This is a genomic window from Providencia sp. PROV208 (assembly GCF_028479465.1).
Classification (GTDB): domain Bacteria; phylum Pseudomonadota; class Gammaproteobacteria; order Enterobacterales; family Enterobacteriaceae; genus Providencia; species Providencia alcalifaciens.
Map to the genome: position 1 here is coordinate 43,565 of NZ_JAMPNS010000008.1, position 25,698 is coordinate 69,262.

The 25,698-nt window shown below is 40.8% G+C and carries 18 protein-coding genes and 3 tRNA genes; 6 read left to right on the forward strand and 15 right to left on the reverse strand.

Annotated features, from left to right (window positions below; genetic code table 11):
• Positions 1–15 precede the first annotated feature (15 nt).
• Positions 16–957, reverse strand: coding sequence for a transcriptional regulator GcvA (locus tag PR766_RS06675; protein WP_154636125.1), 942 nt, complete (start codon positions 955–957; stop codon positions 16–18).
• A gap of 637 nt (positions 958–1,594) precedes the next feature.
• On the opposite strand from PR766_RS06675, the gene csdA reads away from it, so the two are divergent.
• Complete coding sequence (gene csdA / locus PR766_RS06680) at positions 1,595–2,800, forward strand: cysteine desulfurase CsdA (protein WP_036968857.1); 1,206 nt, start codon at positions 1,595–1,597, stop codon at positions 2,798–2,800.
• Between the two features lie 11 nt (positions 2,801–2,811).
• Positions 2,812–3,273 carry a cysteine desulfurase sulfur acceptor subunit CsdE gene (csdE, locus tag PR766_RS06685; RefSeq protein ID WP_036962884.1) on the forward strand — a complete coding sequence of 154 codons (462 nt, stop codon included), beginning with the start codon at positions 2,812–2,814 and terminating at the stop codon, positions 3,271–3,273.
• A 43-nt stretch (positions 3,274–3,316) separates the two neighbouring features.
• Here the strand turns inward: csdE and tcdA are convergent, their stop codons facing one another.
• Both tcdA and mltA read right to left on the reverse strand, forming a co-directional pair.
• Positions 3,317–4,126 (reverse strand): tRNA cyclic N6-threonylcarbamoyladenosine(37) synthase TcdA, encoded by an 810-nt coding sequence (gene tcdA, locus PR766_RS06690; RefSeq protein ID WP_036962882.1) that lies wholly within the window; start codon positions 4,124–4,126, stop codon positions 3,317–3,319.
• 62 nt (positions 4,127–4,188) lie between these two features.
• A complete protein-coding gene (mltA, locus tag PR766_RS06695; protein ID WP_006660126.1) occupies positions 4,189–5,280 on the reverse strand; it encodes a murein transglycosylase A in 1,092 nt (363 codons plus the stop codon).
• A gap of 226 nt (positions 5,281–5,506) precedes the next feature.
• On the opposite strand from mltA, the gene PR766_RS06700 reads away from it, so the two are divergent.
• The 3 genes from PR766_RS06700 (at position 5,507) to PR766_RS06710 (ending at position 5,850) form a co-directional block, all read left to right on the forward strand.
• A tRNA-Met gene (locus PR766_RS06700) sits at positions 5,507–5,583 on the forward strand.
• Positions 5,584–5,670: 87 nt separating this feature from the next.
• Positions 5,671–5,747, forward strand: a tRNA-Met gene (locus PR766_RS06705).
• Between the two features lie 26 nt (positions 5,748–5,773).
• Positions 5,774–5,850: transfer RNA gene (locus tag PR766_RS06710), tRNA-Met, on the forward strand.
• Positions 5,851–6,005: 155 nt separating this feature from the next.
• On the opposite strand, the gene amiC is transcribed toward PR766_RS06710, so the two are convergent.
• Positions 6,006–7,256 (reverse strand): N-acetylmuramoyl-L-alanine amidase AmiC, encoded by a 1,251-nt coding sequence (gene amiC, locus PR766_RS06715; RefSeq protein ID WP_006659233.1) that lies wholly within the window; start codon positions 7,254–7,256, stop codon positions 6,006–6,008.
• 393 nt (positions 7,257–7,649) lie between these two features.
• On the opposite strand from amiC, the gene argA reads away from it, so the two are divergent.
• On the forward strand, positions 7,650–8,990 hold the full coding sequence (argA, locus tag PR766_RS06720; protein WP_006662976.1) for an amino-acid N-acetyltransferase: 1,341 nt from the start codon (positions 7,650–7,652) through the stop codon (positions 8,988–8,990).
• A gap of 112 nt (positions 8,991–9,102) precedes the next feature.
• Here argA and PR766_RS06725 read toward each other — a convergent pair whose 3' ends face one another.
• The 11 genes from PR766_RS06725 to lgt all read right to left on the reverse strand — a co-directional run bounded on the left by PR766_RS06725 (position 9,103) and on the right by lgt (position 25,646).
• The gene (locus PR766_RS06725; protein ID WP_006659231.1) at positions 9,103–9,678 is read right to left on the reverse strand and encodes a hypothetical protein; all 576 of its coding nucleotides are present in this window, start codon (positions 9,676–9,678) and stop codon (positions 9,103–9,105) included.
• A 56-nt stretch (positions 9,679–9,734) separates the two neighbouring features.
• A complete protein-coding gene (gene recD / locus PR766_RS06730) occupies positions 9,735–11,660 on the reverse strand; it encodes an exodeoxyribonuclease V subunit alpha (RefSeq protein WP_036983422.1) in 1,926 nt (641 codons plus the stop codon).
• Complete coding sequence (recB, locus tag PR766_RS06735) at positions 11,660–15,271, reverse strand: exodeoxyribonuclease V subunit beta (protein WP_230086777.1); 3,612 nt, start codon at positions 15,269–15,271, stop codon at positions 11,660–11,662. The genes recD and recB overlap by 1 nt, the downstream gene beginning before the upstream one ends.
• The gene (gene ptrA, locus PR766_RS06740; protein WP_154636124.1) at positions 15,268–18,162 is read right to left on the reverse strand and encodes a pitrilysin; all 2,895 of its coding nucleotides are present in this window, start codon (positions 18,160–18,162) and stop codon (positions 15,268–15,270) included. Before ptrA ends, recB begins: the two co-directional genes overlap by 4 nt.
• 16 nt (positions 18,163–18,178) lie before the next feature.
• Positions 18,179–21,553, reverse strand: coding sequence for an exodeoxyribonuclease V subunit gamma (gene recC, locus PR766_RS06745; RefSeq protein WP_006662972.1), 3,375 nt, complete (start codon positions 21,551–21,553; stop codon positions 18,179–18,181).
• A complete protein-coding gene (locus tag PR766_RS06750) occupies positions 21,531–21,914 on the reverse strand; it encodes a prepilin-type N-terminal cleavage/methylation domain-containing protein (protein ID WP_036962874.1) in 384 nt (127 codons plus the stop codon). Before PR766_RS06750 ends, recC begins: the two co-directional genes overlap by 23 nt.
• Positions 21,911–22,354 (reverse strand): DUF2509 family protein, encoded by a 444-nt coding sequence (locus PR766_RS06755; protein ID WP_154636123.1) that lies wholly within the window; start codon positions 22,352–22,354, stop codon positions 21,911–21,913. The genes PR766_RS06750 and PR766_RS06755 overlap by 4 nt, the downstream gene beginning before the upstream one ends.
• Positions 22,351–22,965 (reverse strand): prepilin peptidase-dependent protein, encoded by a 615-nt coding sequence (locus PR766_RS06760; RefSeq protein ID WP_006659224.1) that lies wholly within the window; start codon positions 22,963–22,965, stop codon positions 22,351–22,353. Before PR766_RS06760 ends, PR766_RS06755 begins: the two co-directional genes overlap by 4 nt.
• On the reverse strand, positions 22,959–23,468 hold the full coding sequence (locus PR766_RS06765) for a prepilin-type N-terminal cleavage/methylation domain-containing protein (RefSeq protein WP_154636122.1): 510 nt from the start codon (positions 23,466–23,468) through the stop codon (positions 22,959–22,961). The genes PR766_RS06760 and PR766_RS06765 overlap by 7 nt, the downstream gene beginning before the upstream one ends.
• Before the next feature lie 351 nt (positions 23,469–23,819).
• On the reverse strand, positions 23,820–24,671 hold the full coding sequence (locus PR766_RS06770) for a thymidylate synthase (RefSeq protein ID WP_006659222.1): 852 nt from the start codon (positions 24,669–24,671) through the stop codon (positions 23,820–23,822).
• A 78-nt stretch (positions 24,672–24,749) separates the two neighbouring features.
• Positions 24,750–25,646 carry a prolipoprotein diacylglyceryl transferase gene (gene lgt / locus PR766_RS06775; RefSeq protein ID WP_006659221.1) on the reverse strand — a complete coding sequence of 299 codons (897 nt, stop codon included), beginning with the start codon at positions 25,644–25,646 and terminating at the stop codon, positions 24,750–24,752.
• Positions 25,647–25,698: the final 52 nt, after the last annotated feature.

The following is a 25,698-nucleotide window of genomic DNA, read 5'->3' on the forward strand; positions in this document are numbered from 1 at the left end:
GTTTTTACTGTTTGATTATTGTATATGCGTCAAATCTTGGTCATTGGTAATAAACCAGAGCTTTTCTTGCTCACTGGCTGCTTGCGCGAGGATCCATTGACGAAATGCCGCAATTTTCCCTAAATCGGCCTGACTTTCTTGGCAGACCAGATAGAATGCGTTTTTACTCACTAAAACTTCACTAAATGGGCACACCAATCTGCCCGCATCAATTTCATTTTTTGCCATCACATTGTTAGTTAGCGCAACGCCTTGCCCATGTACTGCAGCTTGAATCACCATCGAACTGTGACTAAAAATAGGTCCCTGCTGTACATTAACAATATTCTGCAAATCTAACTGCTTCACATATGCCTGCCAATCACGACGAGAAGAGTCATGAAGTAATGTATGCTTTGCTAGATCTTCAGGATTTTTAAGTTGATTCCCACCCGTTAACAACGAAGGTGAACACACTGGCATTAAGTATTCAGCATACAGCCTGTCAGTTCTTAGACCTGTCCAATTTCCTCGACCGTAAAAAATCGCAACATCGACATCATCGGCTAGCTTATCTTCTTCCCGATCAACCGCTTGAATACGTACATCAATGCCAGGAAACGCTTGATTAAATCCAGAAAGACGAGGAACTAGCCATTGTATCGCGAAACTTGGCGATAAGCTTACAGTGAGTGCGCCTTTTGCACTTCTGGCTTGAAGCTTTCTCGTCGCCTCATTTAAAGACGAGAAAATTTCCTTAATATCAAGATAATAACTTTGCCCTTCTTCCGTCAGTAACAATGAGCGATTTCGGCGACGAAACAACTTCAAACCAAGAAAATCTTCTAGGCTTTTTATTTGATGACTAACAGCAGCTTGTGTCACAAATAATTCATCTGCCGCTTTAGTAAAACTTAAATGACGGGCGGCGGCATCAAACACTCTCAGAGCATTTAAAGGCGGTAATCTTTTAGACATAATCTCTTCGGCTCAGCTTTGTTATATGCATTAGTTTTTCTCATCCGAAGCATTATAAATTGTCCATTGAGGATCCGCTAGTAAATACCTATAGTATGCACACTTCCTAAGCCGGAACGAAAAGTTGCAGAGTTTAGTTACTTTGAAACTTTTGGCTTTGTGGTTGTGATGTTGTGTTTGCAAGTTGTCTGGTTAAACCAGGCTTTGTAGCAATTGCTACTGTTTTTTTCACTTCCTGTACATTTACCCTGTCTGTCCATAGTGATTTTATAGTGCACCGCCAAAGCGCGGTGCTTTTTTTTATGTTGAGCGCGATAAAATCCATTATGGAAGATAAAAATTATTATCCCATCAGACTAAGAGTAAAAAAGCACACAAAACCATCTTAAATTAAATTTAATCATTAGATTAAAAGTAAACCGAAAACGTTTTAAACTACGTTGCATTTTTATGGCGCGCAATTATTCTAAAATCTGAGCAAAAATCTTCCTGTTAAGTGTAACAAATTATGTCTAATAATCGATAACTGAATAACATTTTTTGTACCCATCTACTTATTCACTGTTTTCCGTTATTATCATAGCCAGATCATAATCACATTCGCCAACTGAATGATTAACGACAAAGAATCAGCATAATGGATAACTTTAACGCCCTTCAATTTCGCCAGCAATTTCCTGCTATCAGCTCAGATATCGTTTTTCTAGACAGTGCCGCTACCGCACTAAAACCGCTGGAAATGGTCAACGCCTCCGATAATTACTATCGTTTTTCAGGCAGTTCTGTATATCGAGGGCAATCGCCAGAGGCATTAAAAATCACGCAACTCTATGAGCAAGGGCGCTCCTTAGCGGCTAAGTTAATCCATGCGCCTGACGAAAAATCCATTATTTGGACTCGCGGTACCACTGAGTCGATAAATTTGATTGCTCAAAGCTATTTTCGCGAGAAACTTCAAAGTGGCGACGAAATTATTGTCAGCGAAACTGAGCATCATTCTAACTTGCTACCATGGCTGATGTTGGCACAGCAAACAGGTGCAAAGGTCGTAAAATGGGCAATAGAACCTGACTTAACACTCGATATCAACGCACTACGCTCTATCTTAAACACAAAAACTAAAGTTATTGCTATCACTCAAATGTCCAACGTAACAGGCTACCAGCCGGACATCTCCACCATAACTAAATTAGCCCATCAAGTTGGAGCAAAAGTTGTTGTGGATGGCGCACAGGGCGTTGTACATCACCCTCTAGATATCTTGGCTACAGATGTAGATTTCTACGTGTTTTCAGCCCATAAATTATATGGACCAACCGGATTAGGAGTCTGTTACGGAAAATCAGAACATTTAGCCAACATGAATCCGTGGCATGGTGGTGGCAAAATGTTAAGTCACGTCGATTTTTCAGGCTTTACTCTCGCGCCAATACCACAACGTTTTGAGGCCGGAACACCTAACATTGCAGGTGTCATTGCCTTTGCAGCAGTGCTTAAATGGCTTTCAACCCAAGATTTAACACAAGCTGAAATCTATACGTGTTCTCTGATAGATTACGCGTATGAGCAACTGTCGCAACTCGACGGTATTATTTGTTATCGCACAGAAAACTCACCACTTTTATCTTTCAATTTCCACAATATTCATCATAGTGATTTAGGTCTCTTCTTGACCGAACAAAAAATTGCACTACGCTATGGGCAGCATTGTGCTCAACCGTTGATGGACGCACTCAATATAAGCGGCTGCTTGCGCATCTCTTCCATGCCATACAACAACAAACAAGATATTGATAAATTTATTAATTCTGTAAAATTTGCACTGTCGATTTTAAATGATTAAAAGGTAATCACATGACTTTGTCTAGACATGAACTGGCTTCTCATCCATTTGGCACAGAGATTGTCATTCACGAAATCGTTGAACAGTTTTCCAAACAAAAAGCTTGGGAAGATAAATATCGCCTGCTCATTCAATTAGCCAAAAAACTGCCAACCCTTACTGAAGAAGAAAAGCAGCAAACTCAAGAAGTTCAGGGTTGTGAAAACCGCGTCTGGATTGGCGCCATCCTCAATGAAGATGACACATTTCATTTTTATGGGGATAGCGAAGGGCGTGTGGTGAAAGGATTATTTGCCGTTTTACTTGCCTGTATTGAACATAAAAATGCACAGCAAATTTTAGATACTGACTTTGATGAAATTTTCAATCAAACGGGTTTATCAGGACAACTCAGTGAATCCCGCCAAAATGGGATACAGGCGTTAATTTCTGCGGTTAAGAATATTGCAGGGGAGATGACCCCGGCAGAATAATGACATGATTGAGGCTACGCGGATACGGTAGCCTCAATGCCAACTATTTATCCTCTCTTTGCGCTTTAGCGACCATCTTTTTCAACGCATGTGATACGGCAATAAAGCCAAAGCTAGCTGTGACCATCGTGACAGCACCAAAACCTGATGCGCAATCCATCCGTTTTGAGCCATCCGCTGTGCTTTTCGCCGCACAGACGGTTCCATCACTTTGAGGGTAAACCAATTGCTCTGTCGAAAACACACAATCAATCCCCAGCTTGCCTTTACCATTTTTCACAACGTTAAAGTCTGATTTTAAGCGTTCACGCAATTTGGCAGCGAGTGGATCTTGGACTGTTTTAGCTAAGTCGGTAACTTGGATTTGAGTCGGATCAATTTGTCCCCCAGCGCCGCCCGTTGTGACTACGGGGATTTTAAAACGACGGCAATACGCAAGTAATGCTGCTTTAGGTCTTACACTGTCGATGGCATCGATAACGTAATCAAACCCCAAAGAAAGGTACTCAGCCACATTATCGACTGTTATAAAGTCATCAATAACATTGACGGTACATTCTGGGTTGATGGCTAAAATACGCTCTTTCATTACATCAACTTTTGGTAATCCCACCGTCGATTTCAATGCATGCAATTGACGATTGGTATTTGTGACGCAAATGTCATCCATATCGATCAAAGTGATCGCACCAATACCAGAGCGTGCTAATGCTTCCGCAGCCCAAACGCCAACGCCGCCCACACCAATAACGCACACATGTGAACGCGCAAAAAGATGAAGGGCTTTTTGCCCATATAAGCGCCCAATTCCAGCGAATCGCTGCATCCACGCCTCAGAAAGCTGAGCTTGCATAATCACAAACAACCTTAGTTAAAACGGTAACTTAGTAAAAATAACAGTCTAGTAAATAATCACTACATCGCACTAAAAACAGGCTGGCTCTTTTTCAGTACCCATACACGACCATAATGGTTATAAAAGCCTGCCATTTTGCCCGCTTCGTGCCCAGTTCCATGATAAATATCGAAATGGTGCCCTTTAATTGCGCCCCCCACATCGAGAGCAACCATCATACGCATTTCGTATCTACCCGTAAATTTTCCATTACTATCTAATACTGGCACTTCGGCTAGCAATGCAGTTCCAGGTGGAATCAATGTTTTATCTGATGCTACCGAGGCTTTTGCCACTAATGGCACAGCACTCGCTCCCCTAACTGGGACAAACGATTGTGGTTTAAAGAAGACAAATGATGGGTTGCTTTCCAGTAATTCACGAACCTCTTGCTCACTGTGCGTGTTAGTCCAATCATGAATTGCTTGCAGCGACATTTTTTCTAATGGCACTTCGCCTCTATCAACCAATACTTTGCCAATACTTTTATAGGCATGACCATTTTTCCCTGCATAAGCAAAGAAATTCAAAGGGCTACCATCCCCAAAGTCGACATAACCACTACCTTGCACTTCCATCATGAAGTTATCGACAGGAGAATTACTGTAAGCGAGGATCAAGTTGTTACTGAGCGCACCATTATAGATTTGTGCGCGACTTGGTAAACGTTTCTTACCTTTTGACGGCATTCCATATAACGGATGTTGATAATCCCCTTGTGGCGAACGACGGGCTTCAATTACGGGAGTGTAGTAACCTGTAAACTGAACGTTTCCGTAGTTATCCATCCCTTCCATTTGGAAGGCTGATAAATTAAACCGCGACAACTGAGCCGGATCCCCACCTGCCATTAACCAATTCTCTATCGCATGGTAAGTATCATTATTGCTGTTGAATAAGCGTGGTGATGCATTTTGAATCTCAGTCACTTGGCGATTAAAATCCGGCGCATTTATTGGTCGCCCTTGCACATTAACCTGATTAACTTGTTGCAAGTCACTATGCATTTTTCCGTCTTTATATTGTTGTCCTTTATCTGTCGGATGAGACTGACACCCTGCAAGTAAAGAAAAAAAGACGCCCGCAATTAACCCTTTCTGCCATGAATTCATCTTTTACCACCTAACACATATCCAATATGAAGCGCACAATAGCAAACCCAAATTGAGAATGAAACGAGTATAAATATTTAGTTAAGTTATTTCTGAGTTCAACACCACTAAAGAACAAAAAAGCAACATTCTGTGCGATTTTTAAACTCCCATCGATGAAAAATGAAAAAAAAACACGAAAAAACTTGCATCAGATCTCATCCCGAGTATAGTGCCCGCTATCGGACGCGGGGTGGAGCAGCATGGTAGCTCGTCGGGCTCATAACCCGAAGGTCGTTGGTTCAAATCCAGCCCCCGCAACCAATTTCTTGATTCAGTCAATATTGATTTAGTCAAAGTAAATTCAGCAGTAAAATCAAAGTAGTATCCCAAAGTAGTGAATATTTCAGGCGCGGGATGGAGCAGCATGGTAGCTCGTCGGGCTCATAACCCGAAGGTCGTTGGTTCAAATCCAGCTCCCGCAACCAATTCCTGATATATTAGCCTCTTCAGTCGCGGGGTGGAGCAGCATGGTAGCTCGTCGGGCTCATAACCCGAAGGTCGTTGGTTCAAATCCAGCCCCCGCAACCAATTCTTATGTTTCCTTTTCTTTCTTCTTTATCGTCCCAAACTCAACACTCAAATTAATTTTTAATTATTCTAGCTTCATTTACGATTTATTTTATCAATAAAAAAGGCGACTCACATTGCAGCTTGCCACCTTCTTTCATATATAAATCAAATAATTAGTTACGAATAGCTAACTCGCCACCATTACGAAAATAGGCTTTAATCCCTTCAAAAATAGACTCTGCCATCTGCTGTTGGAATTTCGCGGTTTTAAGCTTACGCTCTTCATCTAGGTTACTGATAAACGCAGTTTCTACCAAAATAGACGGAATTTCAGGAGCTTTCAATACAGCAAAACCAGCTTGGTCTACTTTGTTTTTATGCAGCCGATTCACTCTACCCATCCGTTTCAGGACTTCATCACCAAACTTCAAACTGTCATTAATGGTTGCTGTTTGCACCAGATCTAACATTGTATGGTCAAGATAGACATCACCACTTTTGCTCACGCCACCGATTAAGTCAGCTTCGTTCTGAGTTTGAGCAAGATAACGCGCCGTATTACTGGTCGCTCCTTTCGTGGATAATGCAAAAACAGATGAGCCATTCGCTGAGCGATTCGTAAATGCATCCGCATGAATAGAAACGAATAAGTCTGCCTGCATTTTTCTCGCTTTCGCAACACGCACTTTCAATGGGATAAAGACATCCTCATTACGCGTCATATAAGCTCGCATTTTAGGATCTTTATCTATTAGCGTTTTCAAACGACGCGCAATTTGTAAAACCACATCTTTTTCACGCGTTTTATATTTACCAATCGCACCGGGATCTTCCCCACCATGACCAGGGTCAATCATAATAACAATCGGTCTATCCGTACCTGCTTTACCCGGTTTCTTCGCCTGTGCAGGCATGCTCTCTTCTAAATCACCTTTATTGTAATCTTCAAGAAGCGCAAGTAACGGATCATCATTGGTTTCAACCCCTTTACCTGGGTAAAAGTCCATGACTAAACGGTGTTTAAACTCAGCTACTGGCGGTAAAGTAAAGAACCGAGGTGTGACTTTATTCTTAACTTCAAACACTAAACGTACCGTTTTAGGATCAAACTGCCCCACCCTAACTAATTTTAAGTAAGGGTCTCGAGACTGAATTTGACTTCCCATATTCTTAAGAACGTTATTTAATTGGACGCCTTCTAAATCAACAACAATACGCTCAGGGTTGTTTAAAACAAACTGGCGATACTTTAAAGGAATGCTGGATTCAAGAGTAATACGGGTATAACTCGAGGCTGGCCAAATACGAACAGCAACAACACTACTACTGGCAGCAAATCCAAATGGGCTGACACTTAATAGCATGACTGCCGCCGCACCTTGCAATAGGCGACGTTTTGATGGGCTGTGATCTTGATGACTCATCAATAATTCCGAATCTATTTCCTGAAAAGTTTAATAATATCTAAAATAAGAGATAATATATTAGCGATTAATTCGCACTCTATCTAGTTCTTCATCCTTTGTCATTACCAATCTATTCTATTTATATCCCAGCACGCATCTATTCAATGCCATATAAACGCCATATTTACGTAATTTAAATAGTTAATGATGCTCAAATGTCGAATAACATTTATTGGCAATAATCTGATATGCAGATTGAATTGTTGTGATTATATCCATTTATATTTAGAGATATGTAAACCTTAAAAATAAATTTGTTACTTTTATTGTCCCAACTTTTACTTGATATTTCTTGTCAAAAAGAATAAAAATACAGTTATTGCGAATAAAAATTCAGTTAAGAGGGTAGTTATGAAAGAGCGCAGCACCGAGTTGGTTGATGAGTTTCGCCATTCGGTACCTTATATAAACGCCCACCGAGGCAAGACATTCATTATCATGCTTGGCGGTGAAGCAATAGCGCATGAAAATTTTCCTAGCATTGTCAATGATATAGGTTTATTGCATAGTTTAGGCATCCGTATAGTCGTCGTTTATGGTGCTCGTCCTCAGATAGAAGGGATTCTTGCAGAGCATAATTACGATGCTATTTATCACAAGCATACCCGTGTGACAGATGCGAATACTCTTGAATACGTTAAACAGGCTTCTGGTGCTCTACAGCTAGATATTACAGCCCGCTTATCAATGAGTTTAGGCAATACACCGTTACAAGGGGCACATATTAACGTTGTGAGTGGTAATTTCGTCATTGCACAACCTCTTGGCGTAGATGATGGCATTGACTATTGCCATAGTGGTCGTATCCGTCGCATTAACGAAGATGCAATCAATGCGCAATTAGATAACGGTTCGATCGTTTTGATTGGTCCTGTCGCCGTTTCAGTGACTGGTGAAAGCTTTAATCTTACCTCTGAAGAAATTGCCACCCAGCTTGCCGTTAAAATTAAAGCCGAAAAACTCATTGGTTTTTGCTCATCTCAAGGGGTTGCTGATAAAGAAGGTAATATCTTATCTGAGCTATTCCCGAATGAAGCTGAAGAACGAATCCAAGAATTGGAGTCAGAAGGTGATTATTACTCTGGAACCGTTCGCTTTTTACGGGGTGCTGCTTCAGCATGCCGCCGAGGTGTTCGCCGTAGTCACTTACTCAGCTATCAAGAAAATGGCGCGTTAATCCAAGAGTTATTCTCCCGTGATGGTATCGGTACGCAAATCGTTATGGAAAGCTCTGAAAAAACTCGCCGAGCCAATATTAATGATATTGGGGGAATTTTAGAGTTAATTAGACCACTTGAGCAGCAAGGAATTTTAGTTAGGCGTTCACGTGAACAACTCGAAATGGAGATTGATAAATTTACCATAATTGAGCGGGATAACTTGGTGATCGCTTGCGCAGCGCTTTACCCTTACCCTGAAGAAAAACTTGGTGAGATGGCGTGCGTAGCCGTACACCCAGATTACCGCAGCTCCTCTCGTGGTGAAGAGCTATTACAGCGTGTCATGGCACAAGCGAAGCAACTGGAATTGGATAAACTTTTCGTCTTAACCACCCGAAGTATTCATTGGTTCCAAGAACGTGGTTTTATCCCCGCTGAGATTGAAATGCTCCCCATGAAAAAACAGGCGCTCTATAACTATCAGCGTAAATCAAAAATATTAATGCTCGATATTAAAAGCCAAGCGGCTTAAGTCCCCAGAAACAGGCGAAAAAATTAATTCGCCACACGATTTAATGCGCAATCATAAACCCAGATGTTCAAGCAACATTCTGGGTTTTTCTTTAATACAACTTAGTGTTAAGTTAAGCGGTTTGAACGACGCGGCACTTTTCACACAGTGGATTTGCATCTAATAATGGGCGTAAAATTGCTTCCATTTCAGCAAAAGAACTACCATAAAAGTAAAATGCGGTTTCAGTTGGTCCATCCCAAACACCGTGGATGCCACCAATATCCTCTACTGCCTCATCCAGTTGGTCAAATAAATCATTAATATCATTGTTTTCATATACTTCATCGGGTAGCTCTGTGCCATTAAAGTAAATAGCTAAACCTTCATCTGTACCAAAATCGATTTGTACATCTTCACCATGAATAGTTAAACGAGAACCTTTAGGCGCTAACATTGCCGAGAACATCTGAATAATTAGGCTAATATTCTCATCACTCGCATCGGTTAATGCCAATTCAATATCACATTCAGCAACTTCGCCATTTTCACCTAATTGAGTACCACCACCGCTGACTTGAATTTGCCCTTCCTTGCCTAGCTTTTCCATTGCTTGATCAAATGCGTCTTCTAAATCTGCACGGCGAGCGGGGTCAATTTTGGCATTTAGTGTTACTGTTACGGCGGTCATTTGCTGCTGGTTTTCCATAGAAGTACCTTAAAGTCAGGGGATTAATTTAATTCTCTGTAATTCATTATCTGTAGCTAGTTCTTAGCAATCCCATGGTGACTGTTTAATTGCTCAAACTGTAATGCTAAGCCGCTACGGCGTTTAGTCGGCGTTTCTATCGCGCGACGCAACACTTTTTTACTGCCATACAGCGAAAGTTCATTCTTGGCTCGAGTCATTGCCGTATAGACAAGTTCACGAGTAATCACGGGCGAATATACATAGGGTAAAACCAAGGCGGTATGAGCAAACTCTGAACCTTGTGATTTATGTACCGTCATCACATAAGCTGTCTCATGGGCTGGTAATCGATTCGGTTGAATCCCACGAATAGTACCGTCAGGGAACTGAAAGTAGGCTCTTAGTTGCCGCTCTTCATCAAATAGAATAATACCAATATCTCCATTAAAGAGCCCCAAAGCACTATCATTACGGCTGATCATGATAGGTCTTCCAACATAGTGTTTATGTTGTAAATTATACGGTTTTGTAATTAAGCCTTGGCGGTGAAGTAATTTTTCAAGCTTGTCATTTAAACCAGAAACCCCGTAAGCCCCTTCTCTTAATGCAGCAAGCAAACGGTATTGGTTAAATTTATAAAGAATATCTGCAGGTTTTTCACCGACTTTAACCGCCAACAGATAGTTTTGATAGAAACCAACGGCATCTAATAACATCTGAGCGTAACTTTCTCCACTTTCGAGCTCAGATTGGGCTTCATGTTCAGAGGGGCTATTTGGATTATTGTTAGAAATATAATTATGAATGTCTGCGAAATTCTGGGTAAGAATTTCATCAACCCGTTTTACATTTCCTGCGTTGACGGCATAGGCTAATTGCCCTATCCCTGACTCAGCAGAAAAACGGTAGCTTTTTCTCAGTAAACATAAACTATCGCGAATAACAGGCCCCTCATTGGAGGTAAAATCACTTAATGGGCATCCAGTCAGTAATTCAAGCTGGGCAGCTCGCTCATAGCTATAACCTTTATCGGCAAAACGGCAAATATCACCAAGAACAGCCCCCGCCTCGACTGATGCGAGCTGATCCTTATCCCCAAGAAATATCAACTTAGCCGAGTTAGGCAACGCTTCAATGAGTTTGCTCATCATCGGTAAGTCTACCATCGATGCTTCATCCACAATCAGTATGTCCAGTGCCAACGGGTTATCACGATGATAACGAAATTGTTGGCTTTCTGGCTGAGCGCCTAGCAAGCGATGTAATGTTTTGGCTTGGGTGGGTAACAACGTCCGCTCTTCATCATTCAGCGGCAACTGCTTCAGAGCATGCCCTAAAGATTCCGTTAAACGTGCGGCGGCTTTACCTGTTGGCGCGGCTAATTCGATGCGTAAACGATGTGGCAGGTGACCTAACTTAATCAATAACGCTAAAATTTTAGCTACTGTCGTGGTTTTACCTGTTCCGGGTCCACCGGAGATGACTGAAACTCGGCTTGTGACAGCAACTGCAGCAGCAATTTTTTGCCAATCAATATCTTCAGAGACTGGGAATAACTGCGACAAAATTGACTGGGTTTTAACTACATCACAATCTGTTGACCCTGTCTGTGAAAAAAAGTGTGCGACACACTGCTCATATTGCCACATGCGTTGAAAATAAAGAAAATCACCGGACAATATCAAGGGAGCTACGCCATTATTTCCAACTTCACATACTGATTCACTCGACAGCAATGCGGCTCTTATCGTGCTAGGATCCGGCTCCCCTATCATTTGCCACAACTGCGCTGCAAACTCAGGGTGCCTTCCCATAAATAACGAGTTAGGATGAATATCATCTAATGATAAACAGACATGCCCTGACATGGTTTCCGCGCTAAGAAGTGCTCCCACCAGCAAAAGTATTGGGTTTTCCTCATTTGCAATATTATAGGCAAATTGTACATCAAGAGGCGTGAATAAACGCGCTTCAATAGCTTGATTAAATAGCACTTTCATTATTGAAGCTCCTTAGATTGAGCCTCACGAAAGAGCGCATCAAATTCATGGATAAATTCAATTGTTGGGCGATAAAAAAAGATGCCATTTTGAGAATCTACGCGCTCAGTCCCACGTAGAAAGAGATAGTAAACACCGCCAAAATGGGTTTCATAATTATAATTTGGCATCCTCTGCTGTAAAAAGCGGTGTAAAGCGAGTGAATAGAGTTGGTATTGCAGATCATAACGATGGTCTATCATCGCGTCTGCCATCGCCTCTTGCGTATAATACGACGCATCTTCACCTAAATAATTAGACTTATAATCTAATAAGTAAAATTTCCCTTTCCAACAAAAAGTTAAGTCAATAAAGCCTTTTAAAATCCCTTGCACCTGCTCAAAGTTAAGCGGTGGGCAATGTTTGGATAATGGATCATGTTGGTGAGTCACGCGATCGACATCTTTTGCATTAAGTAGGCTATCTATTGGCAGATAAAATTGCATTTCATCCAATCTATCTTGGGCGGGAAGCGCTGATAAGCAAAGCCCATCATCAGCCAAAGGAACGTTGAGAATCGCATTTAGCCAAACTTGCAACATCGGAGCCCATTGAATATCAAACCCCGCAGCTTGTAGTTTTTCTTCTAACCACTGAGGTGAAATTTCACCTGAAAAATCAATTTCCTCCATCAAACTATGCAAGAAAGTTCCAGGAGCTGAGCCTTTAGGAAATTGGTGTGGCGTCAGTTGGTTTTCTTGTATCTCTTCAGCGTTAACATCTTGGCTAGCTTCGATATCCATTTTTGGTGCTAATGAATTTGCAAATTGCAAAGCAGATAATGTTTGTTCTTCTTCTCCATGAGAACTGCTATAGCTCAACCCCGAATAACTGGTAACACGCCAATGGTCATCAAAATGACGAGACATTTCTCTCGCATATAGCTCACAGTCAGTCTCTTTCGTTAAATTCAACCTTGCCATTTGCGACGCAACAATCGGTTTTATATCAATGACATCGTTGCTGATAACGTCTAGCATGTTACTGAGTAATGAAGCATCGCCTTCTTGACCTTTTTGCAGTAAATAACCCAGTGCGGATAAATGCAAATCTGTATTACCTGACTTTTTGCGGTTACCTTTGATAAGCGGTGCTACCCCTACACTACAATGGTAAATTGCACGAGTGAGCGCGACATACAACAAACGTAAATCTTCCGCTAAGCGCTCTTCGTCCGCTAATTCAACGTATTTTTCGGCATCATCAAGATCGAGTTTAGTCATGTAATCATTACGATCATGGAACAAGCCTTTTGACTGAGGTAAAAAATTACTCGCAAACGGCAACCAGACAATTTTATATTCCAAACCTTTAGATTTGTGAATGGTGCTAATTTGCACTAAATGACGATCACTTTCCAAACGCATTTGTTGGGCATCTGATTGATGATCAGGATGCGCAATCTGTTGTGCCAACCAACGAGTTAGTGTGTGCTCACCTTCAAGTTGGAGAGACATCTCTTGCAATAATTCACCAATATGCATGAGATCCATCAAACGACGTTCACCTTCAGTACCCGACAGCAAAGTTTCCGCGATATGTCGTTGGGACATAATTCCCCTCAACATAGGCAAAACGCCACGTTTACGCCAAATTACTGCATATCGTGCAAACTCATCAACCAAGGCTTCCCACGCTTTTTCATCGTAATTCAGGTTATCAATATCTTCAGCAGTTAAACCTAATAAGCCCGTGGCTAACGCGCTGCGTAGTACCCGTTCTTTTTCCGGTGTTAATACCGCCAATAATAACCAAAGAATCTCTTTAGCTTCTTGGGTTGCAAATACACTTTCCCTATTCGATTGGAACACAGACGGAATATTAAGTTGATTCAGCGCATCACGGATTAATACTGCTTCTCGGCGACTACGCACTAACACTGTGATATCAGAAGCTTCAACCGGTGTTTTTTGCTGTTTATTTTTAAAGTAAGTAAAGCCTTGCTGGCCACCAGCAAGATATTCCCCAATTTGAGCTGCACACTGCAGTGCAACCGCTTGTTCATATTCTGAAACTGAGACAGCTTCCGCTTGCTGCAACCAAAACGTGAGGGCTTTAACTTCCTTTCCATCATGGATCAGTTTTTTGTCGCTATTGCTTTGTGCAAAATTAACACTTTGAAATGGAATTTGTTCAAAAATAAAGGGGTTTTCTGCATGATGAAAAACCTGATTGACCGCCTCAACCATATGCTGTGATGAGCGATAGTTTGTTTCTAACGTATAGTGAGCACTAACTTGCGTCTTTGCAGCAATATACGTAAAAATATCTGCCCCACGGAAAGCATAAATCGCCTGTTTCGGATCACCGATAAACAGCAAGGCTGTCTCGTCTGCTTCTTGATAGATTCGCTGAAAAATACGATATTGCTGCGGGTCGGTGTCTTGAAATTCATCGATCATAGCGACAGGAAAACGCTTAGCTATTGCTTCGGCAAGCAGCTCGCCCCCATCTTTATGTAAAGCACTATCTAAACGGGTTAGTAAATCGTCAAATCCTAGCTCTCCTCGCGTTTGCTTTTCATGAGCAATAGTTTGGCGTACTTCGCTAATCGCTTGAGGAATAATTAAGTCTTTAATAGTGAGATTTTGAGCAAGTAATTCATCGATAAGCCGAAATACTGCATGAGAAGGTCCCGAACCGCTTTTAGATTTTTCATCTAATCTGGACTGAGCAAAACGCTCTAAAATATCCTGAGGAAGCTGGTAATCATCTGTTTCTTGCGCCGCCCAATGGGATATTTTCTCCAACCATGTTGGTAAATAACGCCCGCTATAGCTGCGTTTATCTACATCAGAATCCGCAATCAACTTTTCAAAATCAGCAACGTTTTGGCACCATTCATCTTTTACGTTTTGAATTAGATTAATTAGCCTATGATGGCGCTCTTCTAGCGTTTCGAGCTCTTTAGGTTGATTAATAATGGTGGGAATATCACCTTGTAAGAATGGTTTAATTTCATTCAATAGCGCTTCAGGTCCACTCCACTGCGAATGAACGACTTTCGTCATCGAATAATCCAAAGGATAAAAATGACGCCGCCAAAAATCCGCACATGCTTGTTTCTGAATCGGAAATTCATCTTGGATCATCGTTTGCTCAAATAAAATGCCAGACTCAAACGCATTGTGAGCCAGCATTCGTTGGCAAAAACCATGAATCGTATAAATTGCCGCTTCATCCATTTGGCGCTCAGCGGCTAGCAACCAATTAGCGGCAAAGTCCCTCTGCTCTTTACTTGGTAATTCTGCCAGTAACCTAAGGTATTCTGGTTCTGATTCAAAGCCTAAGCCATTACGTAAACATGCTAGACGCATTTTATGAATACGTTCGCGAATACGTCCACGTAATTCATTTGTCGCAGCTTCGGTAAAGGTAACGACCAAAATTTCTTCAACACTTAAAGGGCGAGGGAATGCATTCTCATTCCCTAACCCCAGTAATAAACGCAGATAAAGAATCCCAATCGTATAAGTTTTACCTGTACCCGCAGATGCCTCGATTAACCTCTGTCCATTTAAAGGCAATTTATAGGCATCTAACAATTGGGAATTCATCTGCATTTTATTCACTCAGCATTTTCCTTAATCGGTAACTTCTTCTGAAGGTCCGATGCATTCAGATATAGCGCCCAGTTTTTAAATTGTGCATATCCCGATTTCGTATCGACATTCTGACCAATAACTTGAGATGCCATAGCCAAGCCTTGGCGTTTTAATACTGCGTTTTCGTAGTAGTTAATCACTTCAGCTTGAGTTGCTGCCGCTAATCTCGTTAACAGTTTATCTCGAGTATCAAAACTGAAAATATTACGAGAAAAATCAGAACCATAACGTCCTACTTCTTCATAGAATGTTTGCGGTGGCTGCTTCATTTCTGTAATGATGGATTGCTTATATTGCTCAAACTCACTAGCAGGCAATTTTTTCAGCTTATCCAAAGCCGCCGTATAGAAATCCTGATAGCGAGTATTGAGATAATTTGGAGTTTTGGCATTACTTTGTAGTAAGAAACCAATTCCCCATTGATCGCCCAGCCCAACCTTAAAGGCAAATACCGCATAACCTAATTGCTCATTGGTTCGCAGTTGATCGTAGAACCAGGGTTGAACAATTTTCGATAAAATACCCGATAAAACAGCGCCATCGATACGATCATAGCCAGTAGGAATAAATAGCTCAGCTAACGCATTATCACTGCTATTACCTTGTTTATGGAAATTTGCCAAATACGTTTTATCTACAACAACGATATCACCACGCCACCAATTTTTACCTTTGCTCTTCAATAGCTTACTCGCGTCCAAAATAGTTTGAATACTTTGTTGCTGAGTTAGATTTCCTACCACTAACGCCTGTAAGGCAGCCCCCTCAACGACTGAATCACGGTAGTCCGTAATATCCTTAAGCGTGATAGTCTCTAAAGCGGCTAACCGTTGTTCTTGTTCAAAATAAGGAACACTATTGAGACGCTGCAGTGGTTGCATAGCGAGTTCATACGCTTTCGCATTGTTTGCTACTTCGATTTGTTCTTTGTACCAAGATTTTGCTTGGGCTAACTCTCTTTCTGTTGGCTCAAAACTTAAATATTGCTTGGTCATGGACAAAAACAGCTCAGATAAATGCTGGGTATAACCACTAGCATTGAGCTGTAAACCAACCCCTTGAGAAACTGAAACAGACATTCCAGCTACAGAAGCCTGATACTGTAATTCATCCATTTTTAACGATGAAATATATTGCAGAAGTGAGCCAGCCACTTGAGATTTAGCCGTTTTATCTTGCTCGTTGTACCGGAGATCTAACGTAATACTCGCCTTAGGTTCATCAGCAAAATATTGGCTCGGCATATACAGAACACGGGTATTTCCTTCCTGATAAACCATTTCAGGATGCTTGTAAGCTTTGTCTGTTTTAATCAGTGACAAGTTGTCTGGAATATATGGGTTAAGTTTAGGCAATTTAAACGTCATTTTTGACTCTAAATCAGCCCACTGCGTAAATTGCTTTTTGCTAATTTTATCAACCTGATAGGGTGCATCGACAAAATAAGCTTTTTTATTACTTGGCTCATTCGGACTAATAAACCAAATACGGGCATTTTGCGCAGTTAAATCAGAAAGTCGCTGTTTTATTGCAGCAGGGTTATATTTATCCGCCACGTAATCAGAGTCCAATACATGATTAACTGGCATTGTGATCATTTGGTCAGATAGCCATTCGATATAGTTCATGTCTCTTACAATTGAACCATAACGGAATGATAAATTAAGCACTTTGGCTATTTCATCAAAATAACCTTGGTTAACACCTTGGTTTTTAATCAAATCAATATAAGCAAAAATGGCGGCAATGATTTGATCACGCTCGGCTAATCCTTTGTCAGTTAACGTGACATAAATAGAAAAGGAGCCATAGTTACGATCAGAATTTGGTGATGCTGATGCACTAATACCTTCCGCTAATCCTTGGGAGATCAGCCAGTCTGATAACGTACCAGGGCTACGGTTCCCGATTAAGTAGCTAATATATTCATCACTTTTGCTACGAAAATCAGCCATATTATTTTTGATACTAAATTCAATTTGCAGTGCTTTTTGCGGCTGAGACGGAACGTAATGAATCACAATACCTTTTTCTTTATCCGTAACTGCTGGGATCGTGACTTCAGGTACTGAGGCATTAAAATTAGGGATACGACCAAATGTTTCATTGGCGATTTTCGCCAATTGCTCAATAGATTGATCGCCATATAGCACCCCGTTCATCAGGTTCGCAGAATAATAACGCTTGTAGAAACTCACTAACTCATCTTGAAGCTTACTATTTTTTTTATCCTTTAGCGTTTCTAGATTCCCCCCAGCAAAGCGAGAATTTGGGTGCGCGGGATTTAAGGTTTCTGAACGAATCTGCCAAATACGCATTCCATCACGGGCACGAGCCATTGTCAGTTCTGCATTAACTGCATTACGTTCTTTATCCGCATTGATAGGGTCTAGTAATGGTTCTGCAAGGGCATCCGCGAGCCTATCAGTCGCCGCTTCTAATGCACCATTTTCGACTTCAAAATAGTAGGCTGTACGGTGAGGAGCTGTACTCGCGTTATGACTCCCGCCATGCTTTTGTAAAAATTCAGAGAAGCTGCTTGGCTCTGGGTATTTTTTAGAGCCCATTAACACCATATGTTCTAAATAGTGAGCAAGTCCTAACTGACTATCTGGATTCTCAATACTTCCAACAGGTAATGAGACCGCAGCTAACGATTTTGTGGCTTTAGGATCCGAAACCAGTAAAACCGTCATGTCGTTATTCAATTTAATAGCTTTATATTCTCGGGGATCACTCACGCTTTTATTGATAGTCTCTGGCAATACTTGCCAAAGTGGTTGCGCAGCAATGGCACTACCGACAAACAGTAGTGATAACAAGAACAGATGAGCGATATGTTTCGATAATCGTAACATTCTTGGATGCTCTCCTTTATTTTAAGTGCTCTGCCATCGGCAGTAAGAAGCGCCGAGTATTACTCAGCAGCGATTCAATCAATGAACTATTTATGCTTCTACAAGCCCGCAATACATAATCATCTTCCATTTCACCCACTTTCATTTGGCTTCCCTGAAGGCTTTGTAGTAGCGCCGATAACGCCTTTTGCTGCACATCTTCCGAAATAAAATCATATTCCTTTGTTTTTTTATCTAAACACGCTGAGAGCCAATTCCAACCACTTTGGTTTAAGAGGATCAGAGGCGTATTCATTCCTTCACAATAACCTTTGATAAAGGTATTTAAGTGCTCTTTGGCATTTTCGGTTGGTATGGCAGAAAAATGCCAAACACTGTTTTCTCGTCCTAATGCAATGCTCTCACCTTCACGAATGAATGCATTGAAAAATAAATGCTCTATCCATAATTGCACCCCATCATTAGCCGTTAGATAGGCAGGTCGATAGCGCAATATTCCTGATTCATGAATGTTTCTCAATAAACCCGTGATTTTGATTCCTTGTATTTCACATTCAATCGGGTAATCAATACGCTGATCGCCATACTCTTTAACTTTTTCAGCTAATGGAGCAATGTCATTTAGTTGCTTTTCCCAAAATATCTGACCAAATTGTTTAGCGGGTAGTTGTCCTGAGGCCTTTAAAGCATGATAAAGCGGATTTGGGTCTTCATCTTTTACCAACAAATCTAAGACTTGATCATTGATTTTATAACGTTGTAATCCACCTAATACAAACGGTTCCTCTTCTGGAAGCTCGGTCTCTTCAACCGAAAAATGGACCTTCAGACGTTGTTGGAAAAAGCCACGAATTGGGTGTCGATAAAAACGTAAAATTTGTTCTAACGATAATTCTGTAATAGGTTCCCTTTGCTTTAATACTGAAGTGAACACTTCCGTTGCTTTATCCTCACTTTTTGCTGCAGGTAACCACTCCTGAGCAAAACTTTGATAAAGAGAGTTTGGTACAAAATTTTCTTTCGCAAATGGTACTCGATTATGCTCAGTGACTAAGTGCTGCTTTAAGCGCTGGGCACTATCATCGATATTAAGTGATTGGTCACCTTGTAGGCAGAAGCTCTGACAGATGTACTCCAATAGTTCAGTCACCAACACCGATGGATTACATTCTTGATTATCTCGGATCGAGCGCCCGATATAACTAATGTAGAGCTGTTTAGCTGCTGAATTCAGCGCTTCTAAAAATAAATATCGGTCATCATCGCGGCGTTTTCTGTCGCCACGTTGTATTTTTTCTGCCATTAAATCAAAACCTAATGGCGGTACATTACGCGGATATGCCCCATCATTCATACCAAGCAAACAAACGACTTTGAACGGCACTGAACGCATTGGCATCAATGTACAAAAATTTATTGCTCCGGCAAGAAAACGCTGACTAATTTTTTCATCATCAAAACAAACAGATAACTCATCACGAATTAATCGTAATGGAATTGTTTCTTGATAATTGGAGGTCAGGGCATTTTCAATAATTTTATGCCATTGCTCAGTCAATAATGCCAACACCACTTCAGTTTCACTATCCACTTTGAAGCAAGTATCAATCAATTGCTGACAGACAGTTTTCCACTCCTCAAGAGTACGTTCTTGCTCCAGCAATGTTCTCCATTCTCTAAGAGTATCAACGAGTAATGCAAGTTTCCCCGCTAACTGAGCAGCTAACCCACTGCATTCATCATACGGTAATACCCCATTCCAGGGGCCATTACGGCTATCCATTGCATAGCCAAGTAACATACGGCTTAAACCAAACTGCCATGTATTTTGCCCAATAACAGGCAAAGACAGTGAGCGAACATTGTCATCATCAAGTCCCCAACGAATACCAGATTCATTAACCCAACGTCTTAATAAACTCAGTTCACTTTCATCTATGTTGAAACGTGCTGAAAATGCCGACACTTCTAATAATGTTAAAACTTGTTCTGTAGAAAATCGGCTTTGAGGGAGATCCAATAACATGATAAAAGCTTGCAAGATCGGGTGAGCTTGCAACGCTTTTCTATCTGATATTGAGAATGGAATATAGTGTGATGAGTTTGTATTACCAAAGACGGCTTGAATATAAGGGGCATAACTATCAATGTCTGCAACCATCACGATCACATCTCGTGGTGTCAATGTTGCATCTTCTTCAAACAATGCCAGTAAACGATCCTGTAAAACTTCAACTTCTCGCTGAGCACTGTGGCATGAATGGAATGTCACTGATTGGTCTAATTGATTAAGCGGTCGCTTATGCTGACTACTTTCGTACTCTTCTAATGTCGCGCCTAATTGCGCGTGATTTTCAAGATCTAGAATATCTTGCTGTAAATTTTCAAGGAGATTATTTCTCCCATTCTCTACAAAAGCAGAAACTTCATTTGTGGCGTCAATTTGAGAAATAAAATACAGGTTGTCACGCCCAAGCTTACCCCATGATGCCAGTAATGGATTCGCAATATTTTGCTCGCCATCAGCATTAAATAAATTAGCGGCATGCTCCTCAATTTTAAAACGAGATATTTCATATTTATCTAAATAATGGCGCAATTTTCGTTGTTGCAATCTCGCCAAAAAGGCACTGCTTTGAATATCACCCCAATAATAGCGACATGGGTTGGTAAACATTAAGTGAATATCCGTATGTTCCGCAATAGCATTAAGCGCTTGTAGGTACACTGGTGGTAAAGAAGAAATACCACAGATAAATAAGCGAGTGGGTAAGTTTTTAGCCAACTCTGGTGATTCCCGCAGCTTATCAATAAAGCTCTGGTATAGATTTGCACGGTGCCAAGGCGACTGACCAAGTTGCGCTGTATACTCGACCAAGCAGAGCCATAATCTTTTTTGCCATAATTGATTTGAGCTTAATCCTTCAATTAGTTCATTACGCTGCCAGTGAGAAATCCACTCTGGTCGATAGACCAAATACTGGTCAAATAAGTCAGCAATTCGTCCTGATAATTGATGTAATTTACGCTTATCTGAGTCGTCATTAAGATAATGACGTAAAGGCTCAAATTCAGCTTCATTAATAACTGTTGGCAAAATAGTCATTAATTTCCACGTCATCGCTTGCTTGGTATAAGCACTTTCCTTAGGAATATCTGGAAGAACTCGACGGAACATATCCCAAATAAACGTCGCTGGTAATGGGTAGTTTATGTTAGCGGCTATCCCAAAACGCTTAGCAAGTTCTATTTGTAACCACTGAGACATTCCAGGGCTTTGAACTAACACAATTTCTTGCTCAAAAGGATGTGTGAGTGGATCATTCTCCATTAAGTGTGCAATTAGCTCTTTAAGAAGATCTAATTGGTTAGAATGATAAACCTGAAACATGACTCTCTCCTTTTGCGCATTGCCAGCGACTTATCGAATGCCGTTTATTGCCCGCTGACAAGGACACCTTAGATTCAGCACAGCTCCCAACATTGGCAGAATATACAATTTCTATCTGCTGTTCTCGATTCTGTAAATCATGAGCCCATGGCTCTACTTTTAATGGAATAGCGTTATGGGAAGATACTGTTTTTTCTAATGTTCCATGTAGAGACCTGACTGCCTTTGCACTTTGAGATATTTGATTAAAATTCAAAGCGATATATTGACTGTAGTTTAACAGAGCTATGAGTAAGATAGCAAAAACAACCACCGCTATCATCGACTCTACCAGCGCAAATCCTTGCTGTGAATTCTTCATTGGCAAAATCCTTTAATGGCGACAGGGCAATAATCTATCCACCCATTTTTTCGTGCTTGTAGACGCCCTTCATTCCATATCGGTATTACCCAACGATATACCGTTAACGACTTGTTAGGCAGTAACTCACCGGTTCCCGATAAAATGAATTGATTGTTTTTATAATATTTAAGGCAACTCACCCACCCTTGATTCTGTTCTTTTTGACATACCCAAGAACCTGATTTATCTGTCTTCAGCACCCAATGTTGAGTGAGCCCCCACGCCAAAGCAGATTCTGCTAAATTAAACGATTGATAATATTTTTCTTCTCGGCTCAGTTCATAGCTAGCCCGTGTTTGGTAGTAATGTAACGCTTTTAATAGTATGAGCCCTATACTCATTAAAACCATCACCATCACTAAAGCAATATTACCTTGCTCCGCTATCTTCCACTTCATGGCATATTCCTTAACATCACGGTAGAGCGGTAATTAAATGTTTTACTTGGCAATAAAAGGCTTTCTAAATTGATATGCGTCTCTAACATGTGCACAGCTGGCTGCCAATTAAAATTAAGCTTATTAACTTTAACAATAGAAGGATCAAATAAGGACTGCCAACGAGTTCCGTCACAGCTTGTGACGTTACGATTAGATTCAAGCTTATTATTGTTAAGCCTAAATCCAAAAAAATCTGAATGTAATGTCTTTTCTTGCCCGACAACCCAACTCCCTGATAAGTCTTGGTCATAGGCAAAAATAATGCAGGAGTTCATTTGGTGACTTAAAAACTTGGCGCTGATAGTGATTGCCTTACCTTCGCAGCGAGGCTTAGAGAGAGACTGGCTACAATGACCAATTCGGCGAAAATCCTTTTCTATATTAATCAGTACCTGTCTCACCTCCCTATCTAATTGGTATTGGAAAAACGCCTGAAATAGTTGCTTAAATAGCACGGGGATCGTATTCATTGCAGCTATACACACTAAACAACCGACCAGCATTGCGACCAAAGACTCCAATAGTGAGAACCCTTTTTCCCTTTTATTCTCTCTAGCGCGTATTAACATTTAGGTGCGCCTGCTAATGCTTGTTTGCTACAACTACGTACTCGTCCAGCAGATGAAACTATCACTGATATTTGGTCACTTTGATTACTGAGCGCTATTTGAAAAGGGCTGCTGGTTCCTTGCTTACCGTATAAATGAATCGATTGTCTAGACGCATGCTTAAGTTCAATACCATCGAATTTATCACCACTAAATTGGCTTATTTTCTGTAGTGTATCCACATTAGCGACCTTTAAATTCCAGCTCGTTAATGTGGAACTAACCGACATAATTCGATGTTGATTGAGATAAATCCCTTCCATTAAGTTACTGTAGATAAATTCTGCGGTTTGCCTCGCAGCATCAATAAGCTGTAACCGCTTCACTTGTTGTTGCCATTGATAAAATGCAGGTAACCCCACGATTGAACAAAGAAACAGTACAACTAACATTTCAATTAACGTGAATCCCTGTTCATCCTTTTTTTTCTTCAACCACTTCGTCGTTTTATTTATCAAATTCATCTGGTTTATCTTTCCCTTCTGATAGCAACCTATCTAGCCCCAGAGATAAGCATGACCGGAAATATCATAGGACAACAATCTTCATCGCCTATTTTTCGTAGCGCTTTCCAGAAAAATGTAATGGTTACATTTTCTCTCGTACTTTCTGGATACCACTTTGAATAATAAATAAAGGGGCAAAAAAATAGCTCACGAAAAAAAGAATGATGCTGGAAAGTAGTTGAACAAATGGCAAAGCAAAAAGATGAGAGGTAGAGAATTCAAGAGTAATTACGTAGGCAGGTAATGAAGACAATGAAGGCATAAGCAATGTGAAATGCCTATGCCTTCATATCAACTAATCAAAACTAATTAAACCGTAAATGGATATTTAATGGCTTCGTGACACTGATAACCTTCCAAAGTGAAGTCATCCGTTGTTACCCACGTTTCAATATCTTCTAAGGTTTTAATTTCAGGATTAATCGTTAAATTTGGAGATGGGTATGGCTCACGCGTTAATTGGACATCACGCATTAAAGGTAGCTGATTTTCATAAATATGAGCATTCACAATTTTATGGTAAGCCTTACCTGCTTTATGACCCGTAATACGCGCCATTAGCGCCAACAAGACAAAACATTGCACCTGATTAAAATTGAGTCCAAGGGGAACATCGCAGCTACGTTGGTATGAAGTTAAATGCAATGTATCGCCAAGCAGTGAAAAGGTATGGGTATGCATACATGGACGTAAGCAGCCCATTTCGAATTCGCCAGGGTTATAGAAAGTAATAATTTCCGCACGGTCATCAATGCCATTTTTCAGGTTATTAACGACTTTCTTTAATTGGTCAAGATGAGAACCATCGGGACGTTGCCATGAACGACCTTGGACACCATAAACGCGCCCCATGTCATCTTCGCCTTTGCGGTGCGGATTATCTAACCATGCTTGGTTTTCATTCGCATTGGCATTCCATGTATTACAACCAATTTCACGAAATTGTGCCGCGTTATCATAGCCACGTAAGTACCCTAATAATTCAGCAATAGCGGCTTTATAAAAGCTTTTGCGGGTCGTAATTAGAGGAAATTGATTGTTACCTACATCATATTCGAGATCAGCATTAATAACGGTTAAACAGCGAACATTTGTGCGCTTGTTTTCAACCCATTGACCTTCATCGAGAATACGTTGGCATAATTCAAGATACTGCTTCATAGTGGCTCTCTTACTCAAAAATACAGGCGGTTTGTGCTATAAAACATCAGTAATAACACAAACCTATATTGACTTGATTTACTTACTGTCTGCGTTCTTAGCGGGCTTATGGGCAGGAATATTTTTACCATATTTATAAGCCCAAATAATCATCAATACACCGATAAGAATCATCGGAATTGAGAGTATTTGCCCCATACTGATGCCGCCAAATAGCCCTAACTGCGCATCCGGTTGTCTGAAGAATTCCACAATGATACGGAATGCACCATAGCCAATAAGGAATAAGCCCGATACGCTTCCCATTGGGCGAGGCTTACGAACAAATAAATTCAAAATCAGGAATAAAACGATGCCTTCTAAAAACATTTCATACAGCTGAGATGGGTGTCTTGGTAACACGCCATATTGCTCAAGAATAGGTAACAGGGATGGATCTTGTGCCGCAAGCTGAATATCTTCACTTCTTGAATGAGGGAATAAAAACGCCCATGGTGTATCTAATGTGACGCGTCCCCATAATTCACCATTAATAAAGTTACCGATACGCCCCATACCAAGACCAAAGGGAATTAAAGGTGCAACGAAATCAGACACTTGTAAAAAGCGTCGTTTAGTGCGATAGGCAAACAACATCATGGCACAGATAACGCCGATCAAGCCACCATGGAAGGACATTCCCCCATCCCACACTTTGAATAGGTACAATGGGTCAGCTAAGAAAACAGGTAAATTATAGAAGAAAACATAGCCTAATCGCCCACCAACAAATACACCGACAAAGCCAATATACAGGAGGTTTTCGACTTCATTTTTTGTCCAGCCGCTATTTGGCTTAGCCGCTCTACGCCCTGCTAGCCATAACGCAAAAACGAACCCCACAAGGTACATAAAACCATACCAATGTAGAGAAACTGGTCCAATCGAAAACATAACGGGATCAATTTCCGGAAATGCTAAGTAGCTGTTACTCATCGTTCCCCACTTTAAAATAATTGATTCAAAAATTATGCCGCATAATAACACG

Excerpts from the sequence above, each read along its gene's own strand:
- recC (WP_006662972.1), bottom strand. The coding sequence starts at position 21,553 with ATGTTTCAGGTTTATCATTCTAACCAATTAGATCTTCTTAAAGAGCTA.
- PR766_RS06750 (WP_036962874.1), bottom strand. The coding sequence starts at position 21,914 with ATGAAGAATTCACAGCAAGGATTTGCGCTGGTAGAGTCGATGATAGCG.
- amiC (WP_006659233.1), bottom strand. The coding sequence starts at position 7,256 with ATGAGTCATCAAGATCACAGCCCATCAAAACGTCGCCTATTGCAAGGT.
- mltA (WP_006660126.1), bottom strand. The coding sequence starts at position 5,280 with ATGAATTCATGGCAGAAAGGGTTAATTGCGGGCGTCTTTTTTTCTTTA.
- PR766_RS06725 (WP_006659231.1), bottom strand. The coding sequence starts at position 9,678 with ATGGAAAACCAGCAGCAAATGACCGCCGTAACAGTAACACTAAATGCC.
- PR766_RS06770 (WP_006659222.1), bottom strand. The coding sequence starts at position 24,671 with ATGAAGCAGTATCTTGAATTATGCCAACGTATTCTCGATGAAGGTCAA.
- argA (WP_006662976.1), top strand. The coding sequence starts at position 7,650 with ATGAAAGAGCGCAGCACCGAGTTGGTTGATGAGTTTCGCCATTCGGTA.
- csdA (WP_036968857.1), top strand. The coding sequence starts at position 1,595 with ATGGATAACTTTAACGCCCTTCAATTTCGCCAGCAATTTCCTGCTATC.
- PR766_RS06760 (WP_006659224.1), bottom strand. The coding sequence starts at position 22,965 with ATGTTAATACGCGCTAGAGAGAATAAAAGGGAAAAAGGGTTCTCACTA.
- ptrA (WP_154636124.1), bottom strand. The coding sequence starts at position 18,162 with ATGTTACGATTATCGAAACATATCGCTCATCTGTTCTTGTTATCACTA.
- lgt (WP_006659221.1), bottom strand. The coding sequence starts at position 25,646 with ATGAGTAACAGCTACTTAGCATTTCCGGAAATTGATCCCGTTATGTTT.
- PR766_RS06765 (WP_154636122.1), bottom strand. The coding sequence starts at position 23,468 with ATGAATTTGATAAATAAAACGACGAAGTGGTTGAAGAAAAAAAAGGAT.
- PR766_RS06675 (WP_154636125.1), bottom strand. The coding sequence starts at position 957 with ATGTCTAAAAGATTACCGCCTTTAAATGCTCTGAGAGTGTTTGATGCC.
- tcdA (WP_036962882.1), bottom strand. The coding sequence starts at position 4,126 with ATGCAAGCTCAGCTTTCTGAGGCGTGGATGCAGCGATTCGCTGGAATT.
- PR766_RS06755 (WP_154636123.1), bottom strand. The coding sequence starts at position 22,354 with ATGAAGTGGAAGATAGCGGAGCAAGGTAATATTGCTTTAGTGATGGTG.
- csdE (WP_036962884.1), top strand. The coding sequence starts at position 2,812 with ATGACTTTGTCTAGACATGAACTGGCTTCTCATCCATTTGGCACAGAG.
- recD (WP_036983422.1), bottom strand. The coding sequence starts at position 11,660 with ATGAAAGTGCTATTTAATCAAGCTATTGAAGCGCGTTTATTCACGCCT.